This window comes from Stenotrophomonas sp. WHRI 8082 (assembly GCF_040223995.2).
Lineage (GTDB): Bacteria > Pseudomonadota > Gammaproteobacteria > Xanthomonadales > Xanthomonadaceae > Stenotrophomonas.
Genome location: NZ_CP167826.1, coordinates 3,134,388 through 3,147,631, shown reverse-complemented (window position 1 = coordinate 3,147,631; position 13,244 = coordinate 3,134,388). Strand labels below are relative to the sequence as shown.

At 65.5% G+C, this 13,244-nt stretch carries 10 protein-coding genes; 5 read left to right on the top strand and 5 right to left on the bottom strand.

Annotation, left to right across the window (positions count from 1 at the left end; translation table 11 throughout):
* The first annotated feature begins 6 nt into the window (after positions 1–6).
* From minD to ABRP17_RS13660, 3 genes are read left to right on the top strand one after another with little or no spacing between them, the layout of a single operon-like run.
* The gene (gene minD, locus ABRP17_RS13670) at positions 7–816 is read left to right on the top strand and encodes a septum site-determining protein MinD (RefSeq protein WP_188326486.1); all 810 of its coding nucleotides are present in this window, start codon (positions 7–9) and stop codon (positions 814–816) included.
* Positions 817–818: 2 nt separating this feature from the next.
* The gene (gene minE / locus ABRP17_RS13665) at positions 819–1,079 is read left to right on the top strand and encodes a cell division topological specificity factor MinE (RefSeq protein ID WP_188326485.1); all 261 of its coding nucleotides are present in this window, start codon (positions 819–821) and stop codon (positions 1,077–1,079) included.
* 46 nt (positions 1,080–1,125) lie between these two features.
* Positions 1,126–1,605 (top strand): hypothetical protein, encoded by a 480-nt coding sequence (locus tag ABRP17_RS13660; RefSeq protein WP_192081418.1) that lies wholly within the window; start codon positions 1,126–1,128, stop codon positions 1,603–1,605.
* Between the two features lie 172 nt (positions 1,606–1,777).
* Here the strand turns inward: ABRP17_RS13660 and ABRP17_RS13655 are convergent, their stop codons facing one another.
* The 3 genes from ABRP17_RS13655 to ABRP17_RS13645 all read right to left on the bottom strand — a co-directional run bounded on the left by ABRP17_RS13655 (position 1,778) and on the right by ABRP17_RS13645 (position 7,330).
* Entirely contained in the window at positions 1,778–3,019 is a 1,242-nt protein-coding gene (locus ABRP17_RS13655; protein WP_349984576.1) for a DUF819 family protein, read from the bottom strand.
* Positions 3,020–3,145: 126 nt separating this feature from the next.
* Complete coding sequence (locus ABRP17_RS13650) at positions 3,146–5,224, bottom strand: S9 family peptidase (RefSeq protein WP_188326482.1); 2,079 nt, start codon at positions 5,222–5,224, stop codon at positions 3,146–3,148.
* A gap of 138 nt (positions 5,225–5,362) precedes the next feature.
* Positions 5,363–7,330, bottom strand: a complete 1,968-nt coding sequence (locus ABRP17_RS13645) for an OPT family oligopeptide transporter (protein WP_349984577.1) — start codon at positions 7,328–7,330, stop codon at positions 5,363–5,365.
* A gap of 142 nt (positions 7,331–7,472) precedes the next feature.
* Here ABRP17_RS13645 and ABRP17_RS13640 point away from each other — a divergent pair, with 142 nt between their 5' ends.
* Positions 7,473–8,624, top strand: coding sequence for a heparan-alpha-glucosaminide N-acetyltransferase domain-containing protein (locus tag ABRP17_RS13640; RefSeq protein ID WP_349984578.1), 1,152 nt, complete (start codon positions 7,473–7,475; stop codon positions 8,622–8,624).
* A 19-nt stretch (positions 8,625–8,643) separates the two neighbouring features.
* Complete coding sequence (locus ABRP17_RS13635; protein WP_349984580.1) at positions 8,644–10,392, top strand: oligopeptide:H+ symporter; 1,749 nt, start codon at positions 8,644–8,646, stop codon at positions 10,390–10,392.
* A 25-nt stretch (positions 10,393–10,417) separates the two neighbouring features.
* Here ABRP17_RS13635 and ABRP17_RS13630 read toward each other — a convergent pair whose 3' ends face one another.
* Together ABRP17_RS13630 and ABRP17_RS13625 are read right to left on the bottom strand one after the other, a co-directional pair.
* Complete coding sequence (locus tag ABRP17_RS13630) at positions 10,418–12,379, bottom strand: prolyl oligopeptidase family serine peptidase (RefSeq protein WP_349984581.1); 1,962 nt, start codon at positions 12,377–12,379, stop codon at positions 10,418–10,420.
* A 147-nt stretch (positions 12,380–12,526) separates the two neighbouring features.
* Positions 12,527–13,162 carry a LysE/ArgO family amino acid transporter gene (locus tag ABRP17_RS13625; protein ID WP_188326477.1) on the bottom strand — a complete coding sequence of 212 codons (636 nt, stop codon included), beginning with the start codon at positions 13,160–13,162 and terminating at the stop codon, positions 12,527–12,529.
* Positions 13,163–13,244: the final 82 nt, after the last annotated feature.

Here is a 13,244-nt window from a genome sequence, read left to right as displayed (position 1 = left end):
AGTCCTTTGGCTGAAATCATCGTAGTCACCTCCGGCAAGGGCGGCGTCGGCAAGACCACCACCAGCGCAAGCCTTGCCTGCGGCCTGGCACGTCGTGGCAAAAAGGTGGCGGTGATCGACTTCGACGTCGGCCTGCGCAACCTTGACCTCATCATGGGCTGCGAGCGCCGCGTGGTGTACGACTTCGTCAACGTCGTGCATGGCGAAGCAAGCCTCAAGCAGGCCCTGATCAAAGACAAGCGCTTTGACAACCTGTACGTGCTGGCGGCCTCGCAGACGCGTGACAAAGATGCACTGACCCAGGAAGGCGTGGGCAAGGTCCTGAAGGACCTGGCCGCCGACGGCTTCGAGTACGTCATCTGCGATTCGCCCGCCGGCATCGAGAAAGGCGCGTTCCTGGCCATGTACTTTGCCGACCGCGCCGTCGTGGTGGTGAATCCGGAAGTGTCGTCGGTACGCGACTCGGACCGCATCATCGGCCTGCTGGACTCGAAGACCCACAAGGCCGAGAACGGCCAGGACGTACCCGCCTTCCTGCTGCTGACCCGCTACACCCCGACCCGGGTGGAAGCCGGCGAAATGCTCAGCATCACCGACGTGGAAGAAGTGCTGGGCCTGAAGGCCATCGGCGTGATTCCGGAATCGGGCGACGTGCTCAATGCCTCCAACAAGGGCGAGCCGGTCATTCTGGATGGCACCTCACCGGCCGGCCAGGCCTATGACGATGCCGTCGCGCGCATCATGGGCGAAGACCGCCCGATGCGCTTCACCGCCGTAGACAAGAAGGGCTTCTTCAGCAAGCTGTTCGGAGGGTAAGCATGGGCCTGTTCGATTTCCTGAAAGCGAAGAAGACCACCGCCGAGACCGCGAAGAACCGCCTGCAGATCATCATCGCGCAGGAACGCAGCCATCGCGGCGGTCCGGATTACCTGCCGCTGATGCAGCGCGAGCTGCTGGAAGTGATCCGCAAGTACGTCAACATCGACGTTGATGCGGTACGGGTGGACCTGGTCAAGGATGGACAGCACGACGTGCTGGATATTTCCGTGGCCCTGCCCGAAGGGCCTGACAAGCCCTGATTCTTTGCCCCGTCCGCACCCGGTGCGGACGGGGTCGATACCTGCCATGACCGATCCTGCATCCGATCCCATCGTCACCTGCGTGGGCGACATCGCCTTCGCCGATGCCGCGTGCCTGCTCGCCACGCACGGCCTGCACCTGCACCATGTGGCGGCGGGTGAACCGATCCCCGGCAGTTACTGGGGCGAACCGGAGGCCGGCATCATCGCCCACAATGTCTACGTGCGCGATGACACCCCGGTGCATTCGATGCTGCACGAGTCCTGCCATCTGATCGTGCTGCCGCCGGAGCGCCGCGCGCTGGTGCACACCGATGCCACCGATTCGGTGCCCGAAGAAGACGCCACCTGTTATCTGCAGATCGTGCTGGCCGGGCAATTGCCCGGCGTGGGCAGCGACCGCCTGATGGCGGACATGGATGCCTGGGGCTACACCTACCGGCTGGGCTCCACCCGCGCCTGGTTCGAGCAGGACGCCGAAGACGCGCGCGCGTGGTTGGTCGAACGGGGTTTGTTGGTCGGCTGAGCGGGTGTGTCCGTGTGTGCGGGTGGGCCGAGGGCGGGAAGAAAAGCAAACGCAAAAGCGGTAGCGCCGAGCCATGCTCGGCGGCTCCTTGCTGACGGGCACGGATGGATTCCGCCGAGCATGGCTCGGCGCCACCTGCTTCTGCCTGGTCCCACCACGACAGACGAAAAAATCACTGCCCCGCCAGCGCCCGCAATGTAATGCCCACCACATACGCGAGGTACGTGCCGGTCGCGTAACCCATCGTGCCCAGCAGCACGCCCACCGGCGCCAGCGACGGATGGAATGCCGCGGCCACCACCGGTGCCGACGCCGGCCCGCCGATGTTGCTCTGCGAACCGATGGCGAAGTAGAAGAACGGCACGTTCAGCAGCTTCGCCAACAGCCACAGCAGCACGATGTGCACCGCGATCCAGATGATGCCCAGCAGGAACAGCCACGGCCGGTCCAGCAGCGCCAGCAGGTCCATCTGCATGCCGATGCAGGCGATCAGGAAGTACAGCAGCAGTGAGCCGACGCGCGATGCACCCACACCTTCCAGGGTGCGTGCCCGGGTAAAGCTCAGGGCCAGGCCCAACGTGGTGGACAGCACCACCACCCAGACGAACGGCGCGTCCAGGCTGAACTGCGATGCCCAGCTGACATTGAGCTTGAACCACGCCGCCAAGGGCGCGCCCAGCGCATGGGCCAGGCCCACACCGCCAAAGGCCACCGCCACGATCAGCATCAGGTCGGTCAAGGTCGGCACACGCTCGTGCTCGGCCTTGAAGCGGGCGATGCGCTCTTTCAGCTCATCGATGGGCGTGGTATCGGCCCCGCTGCGCGCATCAATCTTCGCCGACCGCCCGGCCATGAAGATCAGCACGGCCATCCACACATAGCCCACGCCGACATCGACCACCGCGAACTGGCCGAACGTGGTCGCATTGACGTCGAAGACTTCGCGCATCGCCAGCATGTTCGCGCCGCCACCAATCCAGCTGCCGGCCAGCGCCGCCATGCCGGCCCACGTATCGCCGGCGACCGTTTCCGGGTGCAGCGCGCGCATCAGCAGGAACGCCACGACGGCACCGATCATGATGCTGGCAGACGCCCCCAGGTACATCAGCACCAGTTTCGGCCCCAGCCGCAGGATGCCCTTGATGTCCACCGCCAGGGTGAGCAGCACCAGCGCGGCCGGCAGCAGCACGTCGCGGGCGATGGGGTTGTACAGCTGGGTGTTCTGGCCGTCGATCAGGCCCACCGTGTTGTAGATGCCGGGCAGCAGGTAACACAGCAGCAGCGCCGGCACGAAGGCGTAGAACCGCTTCCACAGCCCCTGCTCGCGCGAAGCCGTCCAGAACACCGCACCGAGGGTAGCGGCAATCAAACCGAAGACGACGATGTCGTTCTGGATCAGGGGAGTCGAAGGCATGGACACAGGCACCCGGTAGAGCCGACTTCAGTCGGCTGCTGTCAGTGAAACGGAATGGCAGCCGACTGAAGTCGGCTCTACCCCACGTGAAAGCGCCGCCCCGAGGAGCGGCGCTTCAAACGGGCCTTACTGCCCGATGTGCTGCTTCAGCCACGCGTTGACCGTGTCGTGCCAGAGCACGCTGTTGGCCGGCTTCAGCACCCAGTGGTTCTCATCGGGGAAGTACAGGAACTTCGAGTCGATGCCCTGGCGCTGCGCGGCGGTGAACGCGGCCAACCCCTGCTCCACCGGGATGCGGTAATCCAGCTGGCCGTGGATGATCAGGATCGGCTTCTTCCAGTCCGCCACGTGGTTGACCGGGTTGAACTTCTCGTAGTTGGCCGGCTTGGCGAACGGCGTGCCGCCCTGCTCCCACTCGGTGAACCACAGCTCTTCGGTGGCGTACCCCATCATGCGCTGATCGAACACACCATCGTGGTTGACCAGGCACTTGAACGGGCTGTTCCAGTTGCCGGCGATCCAGTTGACCATGAAGCCGCCGTAGCTGGCACCCAGTGCACAGGCCTTGTCACCGTCCAGGAACGCGTACTGCTTCAGCGCAGCATCCCAGCCCTTCTGCAGATCTTCAAGCGGACGGTCGCCCCAATGCTGGCTGATCGCATCGGTGAACGCCTGGCCGTAGCCGGTGGAGCCGTGGAAATCGATCATCACCACCGCATAGCCCTGGCCGGTATAGGTCTGCGGATTCCAGCGGTAGCTCCAGCCATTGCCGAAGCTGCCCTGCGGGCCACCGTGGATCAGGAACGCCACCGGGTACTGCTTGCCTTCCACGTAATCGTGCGGCTTGACCACGTACCCGTGCACGGTGTCGTTGTTCCAGCCCTTGAACGAGAACTGCTCGAAGTCGCCGAAATCAACGTCCTTCAGCACCTCTTCCGCGGAAGGCGTCAGGGCACGCAGCGCACCCATCGCCTCGCCCGCAGCAGGCAGCAGGCCGACCAGCACCTGGTCATTGCTCTTCAGGCTGTTGCGGGTGATGGCGACGCTGCCACCAGCCACATCGACCGCCGTGACACTGCCCTCGCCCACCAGCTTTTCCACCTTGCCGCTGGCCACGTCCACCGCGAACAGCGGATGCTCGCCCATGTCGTCGGCGGTGGTGTAGATCGTGCTGCCGTCGGCCGACAGCACGATGCCGCCGGCGGAGCGGTCCCAGTCCGCGGCAATTTCGCGGCGCTTGCCGGTACCCAGGTCCATCGCCATCAGGGCGTAGCGATCGGCCTCGAAGCCGGGACGTTTCATCGCGCGGTAGAACAGCGTCTTGCCGTCGGCACTGAACACCGGGCCGGCATCCCACGCGGGGTTGTCGGCGGTCAGGTTGACCGGCGCCTGCTTGCCAGCGGCATCGAAGCGGTACAGATCGAAGTTGGTCGACCACGGCTCTTCGCGACCGGCCACGCGGATGCTGGCCACCACGCTGCGGCCATCGGGCGACCACGCAAAATCATCGTTGCCGCCGAACGGCTTGGACGGTGCATCACCGGCCAGGGTGGCGCTCAGCGCCGAGGCGCCCTTGACGCCAGCGGCCTTGCCCGTGGGCAGCGGAGCGACGAACAAGGTGTTGCGGCGGCCATCGTTCCAGGTATCCCAATGACGCACGAACATCGTGTCGAACACCTGGCCGCTGGCCTTGGTGTCCTTCTTCGCAGCGAGTTTCTTCTCGGTGCAGGCCAGGTCGGAGCCACAGTCCTGGAATACGCCGGCGCTGAACAGCACGCGGTCGTCCTGCGGCGACACGTGATAGCTGTCCACGTCCACCGGGAAATCGGTCAGCTGGCGCGGTGCGTCGCCGTCGAGGCCCTGCGCGTACAGCTGCTGGCTGCCGTTCTTGCTGCTGAGGAAGTACACGGTGCGGCCGTCGGCGGACAGCGACGCCGAGTTGACGTTCCAGCCGGCCGGGGTGACCTGCTTCGGCGGCGCCGCATCGCGGGTACGCAGGTTGCGCACGAACAGCGCACTGCTGGCCTTCTGCTGCGCATCCACGCTGCGCTTGGCGAACACCACGGTGCCACCGTCGGCACTGAGCACGGGCGAAGACACCCGGTCCATCGCGATCATGTCGCGGACATCGAGACCGCGGGCGGCCGCCACGGACGGCAGGGCCGCAAGCAGGCTCAACGGCAACAGGGCATGGCGCAGTTTCATCGGGTTCTCCGCAGGACGGCAAAACGTCGATGGTAGGCCTGCGCGGCCCACCCTGCCTAGCCCATCGGTCATGGGGCCAGGTCGGGGCCGGATTCCGTTCGCAGGGCAAACGGGATCCGACCCCGGATCAGCACGGGATCAGGCAGCGCTGGCGCGCTTGCCGGTGCGGTAGATCAGCCAGCCGACCAGGAACAGCACGGCCAGCCCGATCCACTGCGCAGCCGGCAGCGTGACCGGAACCGCCAGCACGTCGGCGCGGCCACTGACCACGATCGGCACGGCGATGGCGATGCCCATCAGGGCTTCACCGGTGATCAGGCCGGCGGCAAACAGCACGCCCGGGCGGTGCACGCGGTCACGGCCCTCTTCGTCTTCAGCGCGGATCTTGTGGAAGCGTTCCACCAGATGGGAAATAAGGCCGCCGAGGAAGATCGGCACCATCAGTTCCAGCGGCAGGTAGATACCGATGGCGGCCGCCAGCACCGGCACGCGGAAGCGCTTGCCGGTCTTTTTCAGCCACTCGTCCAGGGCAATGATCGCCGCACCCACCACGGCGCCCATGATGATGAAGTTCCACGGCAGCTCGCCGCCGAACAGGCCACGGGCCACCGACGCCATCAGGTTGGCCTGCGGTGCGGCCAGCGCGTTGGGATGTTCCGGCGTCGGCGCACCGATGCCGTAGGCGGTAGCCAGCAGGTTCAGCACGGGGGCCATGATCAGCGCGCACGAGAACGCGCCGATGCCCAGCATCAGCTGCTGTTTCCATGGGGTAGCGCCGACGATGTAACCGGCCTTCAGATCCTGCAGGTTGTCACCGCCCACGGCAGCAGCGCAGCACACCACCGCGCCGATCATGATCGCCGCGACCGCACCCAGCGGGGCCCCGAAGGCGCCGACCGGGGTCAGGCCGTCCTTGCCCAGCAACAGCACCAGCACCGCCGACGCGAACAGGATGGTGGAGATGGTGATACCCGACACCGGGTTGTTCGACGAGCCGATCAGGCCGGCCAGGTACGCAGATACCGACACGAACAGGAAGCCGGCGACGATCATGATGATGGTCATCGGGATCGACACATGCCACTGGCCCACGATCGCCTGGTACAGCGCAAGCAGCGGCAGGGTGAACACCACCAGCGCCACGAGCATCCACTTCATCGGCAGGTCGCGCTCGGTCTCGGCGACGGCCGGGCCAGTGCTCTTGCGGGCTGCGGCGAAGCCGCTCTTGACGCCGCTCAGCAGCGACTTGCGCAGCGAGAACAGGGTCCAGATGCCACCGATCAGCATGGCGCCCACGCCCAGGTAGCGCATCTTCGCGCCCCAGATGGCGAAGGCCGCATCGGTGGCCGATGCTGTGGCGATGGACGCGGCCAGGGCGGGGTCGGTGTTGAGGAAGAACGCCTGGTAGATCGGAATGGCGATGTGCCAGGTGAGGATCGAGCCGCCCACTACCACGATGCCGACGTTGAGGCCAACGATGTAGCCCACGCCCAGCAATGCCGGCGACAGGTTGGTGCCGATGAACGCGGTGACCTTGGAGCTGCCCACGTAGGCCGCGGTGGCCCACGCGTCGGGAATCAGCCGCAGGCCGCTGGCGGCGGCGACCTTGACCACGGCGCCGATCACCGCCGACACGGCAAGAATCTTCATGCCCGGCCCGGGGTTCTCACCGGCCTTGAGCACTTCGGCCGCGGCCTTTCCTTCCGGGAACGGCAGTGGATCTTCGACGATCATCGAGCGCCGCAGCGGCACCGAGAACAGCACGCCCAGCAGACCACCCAGACCGGCGATGCCGAGCACCCACCAGTACTTGAAGTCCGGCCAGTAGCCCATGATCACCAGCGCCGGGATGGTGAAGATCACACCGGCAGCGATCGACGAGCCGGCAGACGCACCGGTCTGCACGATGTTGTTTTCCAGGATGGAACCGCCGCCGAGCAGGCGCAGCACGCCCATGGAGATCACTGCGGCAGGAATCGCCGTAGCGATGGTCAGGCCTGCGAACAGACCCAGATAGGCGTTGGCGGCCGACAGCACCACGGCCAGCACGATGGAAAGCACCACCGCGCGGAACGTGAGCTGCTTGGGCGCAGCGACGTTGTTCATTGAAGCCCCTGATACGAAAAAAATCCCTGCAACGCTAGCGTCCGGGCTGCGGCAAGTCCAGCGCGCGCACGCAGGAAGACTGGCTCGGCACACCTCCAAAATGATATGTTATATCCTTTCCCAACCCCTTCCTGCCGTCCGTATGCCCCCTTCTGTTTCCACCCGGCTGGCGTCGATCGACCAGCTGCGCGGCACCGTGATGCTGCTGATGCTGCTCGACCACGTGCGCGAAACCTTCTTCATGCAGTACCAGGTCAGCGACCCAATGGATGTCGGCACGGTGTCGCCGGCGCTGTTCGCCTGCCGCCTGCTGGCCCACCTGTGTGCGCCGGTGTTCGTGCTGCTGACCGGGCTGTCGGCGTGGCTTTACGGCCAGCGACAGGCCGATCCCCGGCGCGCCATCGCCGGCTTCCTGTTCAAGCGCGGCCTGTTCCTGGTGGTGCTCGAGCTGACCCTGGTCAACTTCGCGTGGACCTTCCAGTTCCCGCCGGACACGATCTACCTGCAGGTGATCTGGGTGATCGGCCTGAGCATGATCGCGCTGGCCGGGCTGGTGTGGCTGCCGCGTGCGGTGCTGCTGCCGCTGGCCGTACTGCTGGTCGCCGGGCACAACCTGCTGGACGGTGTGCATATGGACGGCAACGGCATCGTGGCGACCCTGTGGAAAGTGCTGCACCAGCGCGACTGGATCGCACTCGGTGACGGGCTGCGCCTGCGCACCTCGTACCCCCTGCTGCCGTGGATCGGCGTGATCACCTTGGGCTACCTGATGGGACCGTGGTTCGCCAACGGCCGGCCGGCTGCACAGCGCCAGCACTGGCTGCTGATGGGCGGCATCGGCGCCTTGGCCGCGTTCGTGATGCTGCGCGCGCTCAATGGGTATGGCGATGCACCGTGGCAGGTGCAGGACACCGCGCTGCGGACGCTGATGAGCATCGTCAACATCACCAAGTACCCGCCCTCGCTGCTGTTCCTGCTGGCCACGCTCGGCGTCGGGCTGCTGTTGCTGCGCCTGTACGAAGTACCTGCCGTGGCCGCCGCGTTGCAGCCATTGGCGCGGATCGGCGCGGCACCGATGTTCTTCTATCTGCTGCACCTGTATGTGCTGAAGCTGATGTACCTGGGCGCGCTGGCACTGTGGGGGCCCACCAACGGGCCCCTGTTCGCGGTGGAATCGGTGGCCGCCCTGCTGTTGATCAGCACCGCATTGGCGCTGCTGCTGTACCTGCCCACGCGCGCGTTTGCTGCCCTGAAGGCACGACGCAAGGATCTGCTCTGGCTGAGGTATCTGTAACGGGCTCATACTCTGCCCGATGACCACCACTGCCTCCGACGACTTCCTCGGCCACCCCAAGGGCGTCTACGTCTGTTTCTTCACCGAAATGTGGGAGCGCTTCTCCTTCTATGGGATGAAGGCGCTGCTGCTGCTCTACCTCACCAAGTACCACCTGTTCGGCGACAAGGCCGGGCTGGACCTCCTGGGCGCGTATGGCGGACTGGTCTACTGCATCCCGGTGTTCGGCGGGCTGCTCGCCGATCGCTGGCTGGGTATGCGCCGGGCCGTGTTGTTCGGCGGTGTGCTGCTGGTGCTGGGGCACCTGGGCATGGCCTTCGAAGGCCACGCGGCCTACGTACGCGACGGCCAGGTGGTGCGTGATACGGGCGCGTTGTCCATCACCTACCTGTCGCTGGCGCTGATCATCATGGGCGTCGGCTTCCTCAAGCCGAACATCTCCACCATCGTCGGCAAGCTGTATGCCGAGAACGATCCGCGTCGCGACTCCGGCTTCTCGCTGTTCTACGCCGGCATCAACCTCGGCGCCCTGTTCGCCTCGCTGATCTGCGGTTTCCTGGGGGAAGCCTACGGCTGGAAATACGGGTTCGGTGCCGCCGGCATCGGCATGCTGATCGGCCTGGGCATGTTCCTGTGGGGCCAGAAATACCTGCATGGGCTGGCCGAGCCGCGCGATCCGGCCTCATTGAAAGACCGCGTGCTCGGCCTGCCACGGGAGTGGCTGATCTACGCCGGCGCGGTGATCGCCGTGCTGCCGATCGCCTGGCTGATGTGGGCCGCCGGCAACGGGGCCTTCGCGCTCGGTGGCGAGATCAGCCTGGCGTTGCTGCTGATGATCGTCGTGCTGGGCGGTGTGCTGCTGTGGTTTGCCTGGTTCACCGGCACCCAGTGCACGCCGGTGCAACGCCAGCAGATGATCGCGCTGATGGCGCTGATCGCCATGGCACTGGTGTTCTTCACCCTGTACGAGCAGTCGTACGGGTCATGGGTCACCTTCACCGACCGCCTGTTGACCAAGGACATCGTGCCCGCGTTGGTGATCCGCGATGGCACCCCGCTGCCGTGGTCCATCCTCTCGCTGGTGTTGGCACCGCTGGGCTTCGTGGTCAGCGCGCGCTTGTCCGATCGCCATCCCGGCTCGGCGCTGCCACGGCGGATGTTCATTGCCATCGGCCTGGTGATGGTGATGCTGCTGGTGCGCGACTGCCTGGTCATACCGCAGACCGCCGGTTCGCTGACCTACCTCGGCAGCCTGTTCCTGGTGCTGCTGGCGCCGTTGTTCGCGCTGTTGTGGGCGTGGCTGGACCGCCGTCGCGCCGAACCGGGCAAGGCGTACAAATCCGCGATCGGCCTGGTGATCGGCGCGCTCTCCTTCGTGCCGTTGGCGCTGGCCGCACAGCAGGTCGGCGAAACCGGCCAGATGGCCAGCGTGTGGTGGCTGGTGCTGGCGTACTTCCTGCTGGCCAGTGGCGAGATGTGCCTGTCGCCGGTGGGCCTGTCGGCGGTCAGCCAGCTGGCGGTGCCGCGCGTGGTCAGCCTGATGATGGGCACCTGGTTCCTGGCCACCGCGTTTTCCGAAACGCTGGCGGCCCTGTTCGGCAAACTGGCCGCCATCGAAGTACCCGAAGGCGAGACGTTGGACATCGTCGCCGCGTCAGCCAGCTACGCCCACCTGTTCTGGCTGTTGATGTGGATCGGGCTGGGCTGCGCGGTGATCGCCTTCGCCTGTGCGCCGCTGCTGCGGCGCATGATGCACGGCGTCAAATAAAGGGGACGGAGGTAATTAATTGAGATTAATTCCCTCCGTCCCCTTTTTCGAGGTTCTGCGAGAGGAAGGTGAGCAGCTTGCCGTAGTACTCGCGGCGGTTGGCATCGACATAAAAGCCGTGGCCTTCGCGGGGGTAATACAGGCTCTGCACCGGCACGCCGGCACGCTTGAGGGCGGCCTCCATGCGCTGGGTGTGCTGGATCGGGGCGCGCTCGTCCTCGCCACCGGCGGCAAGGAAGACCGGCACCTTGATCTGCTGGGCCAGATTGACCGGTGATACCGCCGCCAGCGTTGCCGGCTCGCCTACCCACTCGCGCAGGTAGTTCACGCCCGAATCGCGCTGCTGGATGTCGCCGCGGGCATGCATCATCGGCAGGTCGTAGACCCCGACATAGCCGGCTGCGCACTTATACAGGCCGGGCTCTTTGGCCACGCCCATCAGCGCCGCATAGGCACCGTAGCTTGCGCCGTAGATGCATATCTTTCCCTTGTTGGCGATGCCCTCGCTGATCGCCCAGCGCGTGGCATCGGTCACATCGTCCTGCATGGCACCGCCCCATTGCCGCGCACCGGCCGCTTTGTACGCGCGGCCATAGTTGCCCGAGCCGCGGAAGTTCAGCTGCAGCACCGCATAGCCAGCAGCGGCCAGCATCTGCGACTGCACGTCGTAGGCGCCCTCATCAAACACGCCGAAGGGTCCGCCATGCGGCATCACCACCGTGGGCAGGTTGCGCGATGGACCACCGGGCGGGGTGGTCAGGAAGCCATGCAGGACCATGCCGTCGCGGGCCTTGAGGGTGACAGCGCGGACCGGTGCGGCCTGCGCCGGATCGATCCACTGGCTGCGGCTGACCACGTGCTCGGCCGCCTTCGCCTTCTGGTCGTAGATGAAGAAATCGCCGGGATTGGTGCCCGAAAAAGTCTGTACCAGCACCTTGTTGCCATCACGCGTGCTCGAGGTGACATACACGGCGTTGCCGTCGAAGGCACTTTCCAGGCTGCGGTACAGCCGCGCATCGGCCGACGTCTCATCAAAGAAGCGCGTGCGCGGCGTGTCGCCCAGAAACAGCGCACCCACCGGAATGGCCGTGCCTGGACGATGGATGATCCGCGACGGATCCACCACCGGGTCCTGCAGCACGTCCTTGCGTTCGTCGGTGGCCGGGTTCCAGCTGACGATCTTGTCCGGGCCGTCGGCCTGCTCGATCTGCAGGTACGCCAGCGTGCCGTCTGCCGAAAAGCCGATGGCATCCTCGATCCGGCCGGTCACGGCTTCGTCGTTGATCATCGCCCAGCTGGCACCATTGCGCTCGCGGTAGAACAGCTTGTTGACGTTGTCCGCACCGGCCCCATGAACGAAGCGGGCCTGGCCCTGCCCGTCGGTGGTGAAGCTGCCACGGCGCACCGGCGAGCGGGTAACCGGCGTGCGCCGGCCGGTGCTGACGTCCATTTTTTCCAGGCGTGTGTAGGGATCGGCAGTGAACGGCGACACGGCGATCAGCACGTTGCGGTCGTCAGCCGGCAGGTCGTCGGTGAGGAAGGCGGCCACGCGCTCGGCCTTCTTGCCTGAAATATGCGACCCGGTCTCCTGCGCATCAACCCGGTAACCGACCAGCAGCTGGCCGCTGGAGGTATTCGCGCGCAGCGAATACAACTCACCGGTGCGTTGCGGCATGTCCAGCGAACCGAGTTTCTGCGCCAGCTCGATCAGTACCCGGTCGTCACTGACCCAGTCGAAGCGGTAAGCGTGGTTGTGCTGCGGTGGCATGAACTGGCCCACCAGCTTGCCGTCAGCCACACGCAGGATCGCCAGCGCGGTCTCCTTTTCGAACGGTATGGTCGCGGCGTAATACTCGCCACCCGGCGACAGCTTGATATCGGTGAAGGCGTCCCGGCGCAGGAAATGGTCCAGGTTCACCTCGGCCGCGTCGGCCATCGGCGGCGTCGCCAGGAGGGCGATCATTGCCGCGAGCATCGTCTTGCGCATCCTTATCCCCGTTCTGCAGACAGCATGTCCGCCACGCCACGATTGTAAACGGCACGTGAACGAATTGGGAATCAGGGTATCTGCAAAAAAAGAGCGACATCGTTGCCGATGCCGCCCCTTAAACCACGTTCTGGAGAGAGAGTGGAATCAGTTGACGCCGCGCACCGCCAGGGTGAGGGCAAGAATGCTCAGGATCACCGCGATGGTGCCATCCAGCACGCGCCACGTACCGGGCTTGTTGAACAACGGTGCCAGCAGGCGGGCGCCGAGGCCCTGCGCGGTCAGCCACATGCAGCTGGCGGTGACCACACCGGCGGCGTATGCCATGCGGTCGTTGCCGAAGTTTTCCGCGATGGAACCGATGACCATCATGTCCAGCCAGAAATGCGGATTGATCAGCGAGAAACCGACCGCTGCCATCAGCACGGCGCGGCGGCTGCCGTCATCACTTTCGGCTTCGCCCATGCCACCGCCACCGGCGATGGCACGGCGCGCGGACTTCAGCGCGTACCAGGCCAGGAAGGCGACACCGGTCCACAGCACCGCGCTGGTCAGCCACGGCGCTGCCTGGATCAGGGTGCGCAGGCCGGCCACGCTGGCGAAGATGAAGACCGCATCGATCGCCGCGCAGGTCGCCACGACCGGCACGATGTGCTTGCGCAGGATGCCCTGGCGCAGGATGAAAGCGCTCTGTGCACCAACCACGGCAAACAGGCCGATGCCGGTAGCGGCACCACTGAACCAAGCCGCAAGGCCGGTGCTGGCGGAGATGAGAGAGAACATGAGGGCAACCTTGTAATGCGGGTGGGCGGTGCCTCGCGAAGGCGGACAGCACCGGGGTACGGCGCGTATTGTCGCGTTGCAG

Excerpts from the sequence above, each read along its gene's own strand:
- ABRP17_RS13655 (WP_349984576.1), bottom strand. The coding sequence starts at position 3,019 with ATGCCTTCGACTCCCCTGATCCAGAACGACATCGTCGTCTTCGGTTTG.
- minE (WP_188326485.1), top strand. The coding sequence starts at position 819 with ATGGGCCTGTTCGATTTCCTGAAAGCGAAGAAGACCACCGCCGAGACC.
- ABRP17_RS13630 (WP_349984581.1), bottom strand. The coding sequence starts at position 12,379 with ATGCGCAAGACGATGCTCGCGGCAATGATCGCCCTCCTGGCGACGCCG.
- ABRP17_RS13625 (WP_188326477.1), bottom strand. The coding sequence starts at position 13,162 with ATGTTCTCTCTCATCTCCGCCAGCACCGGCCTTGCGGCTTGGTTCAGT.
- ABRP17_RS13645 (WP_349984577.1), bottom strand. The coding sequence starts at position 7,330 with ATGAACAACGTCGCTGCGCCCAAGCAGCTCACGTTCCGCGCGGTGGTG.
- ABRP17_RS13650 (WP_188326482.1), bottom strand. The coding sequence starts at position 5,224 with ATGAAACTGCGCCATGCCCTGTTGCCGTTGAGCCTGCTTGCGGCCCTG.
- ABRP17_RS13640 (WP_349984578.1), top strand. The coding sequence starts at position 7,473 with ATGCCCCCTTCTGTTTCCACCCGGCTGGCGTCGATCGACCAGCTGCGC.
- ABRP17_RS13660 (WP_192081418.1), top strand. The coding sequence starts at position 1,126 with ATGACCGATCCTGCATCCGATCCCATCGTCACCTGCGTGGGCGACATC.
- ABRP17_RS13635 (WP_349984580.1), top strand. The coding sequence starts at position 8,644 with ATGACCACCACTGCCTCCGACGACTTCCTCGGCCACCCCAAGGGCGTC.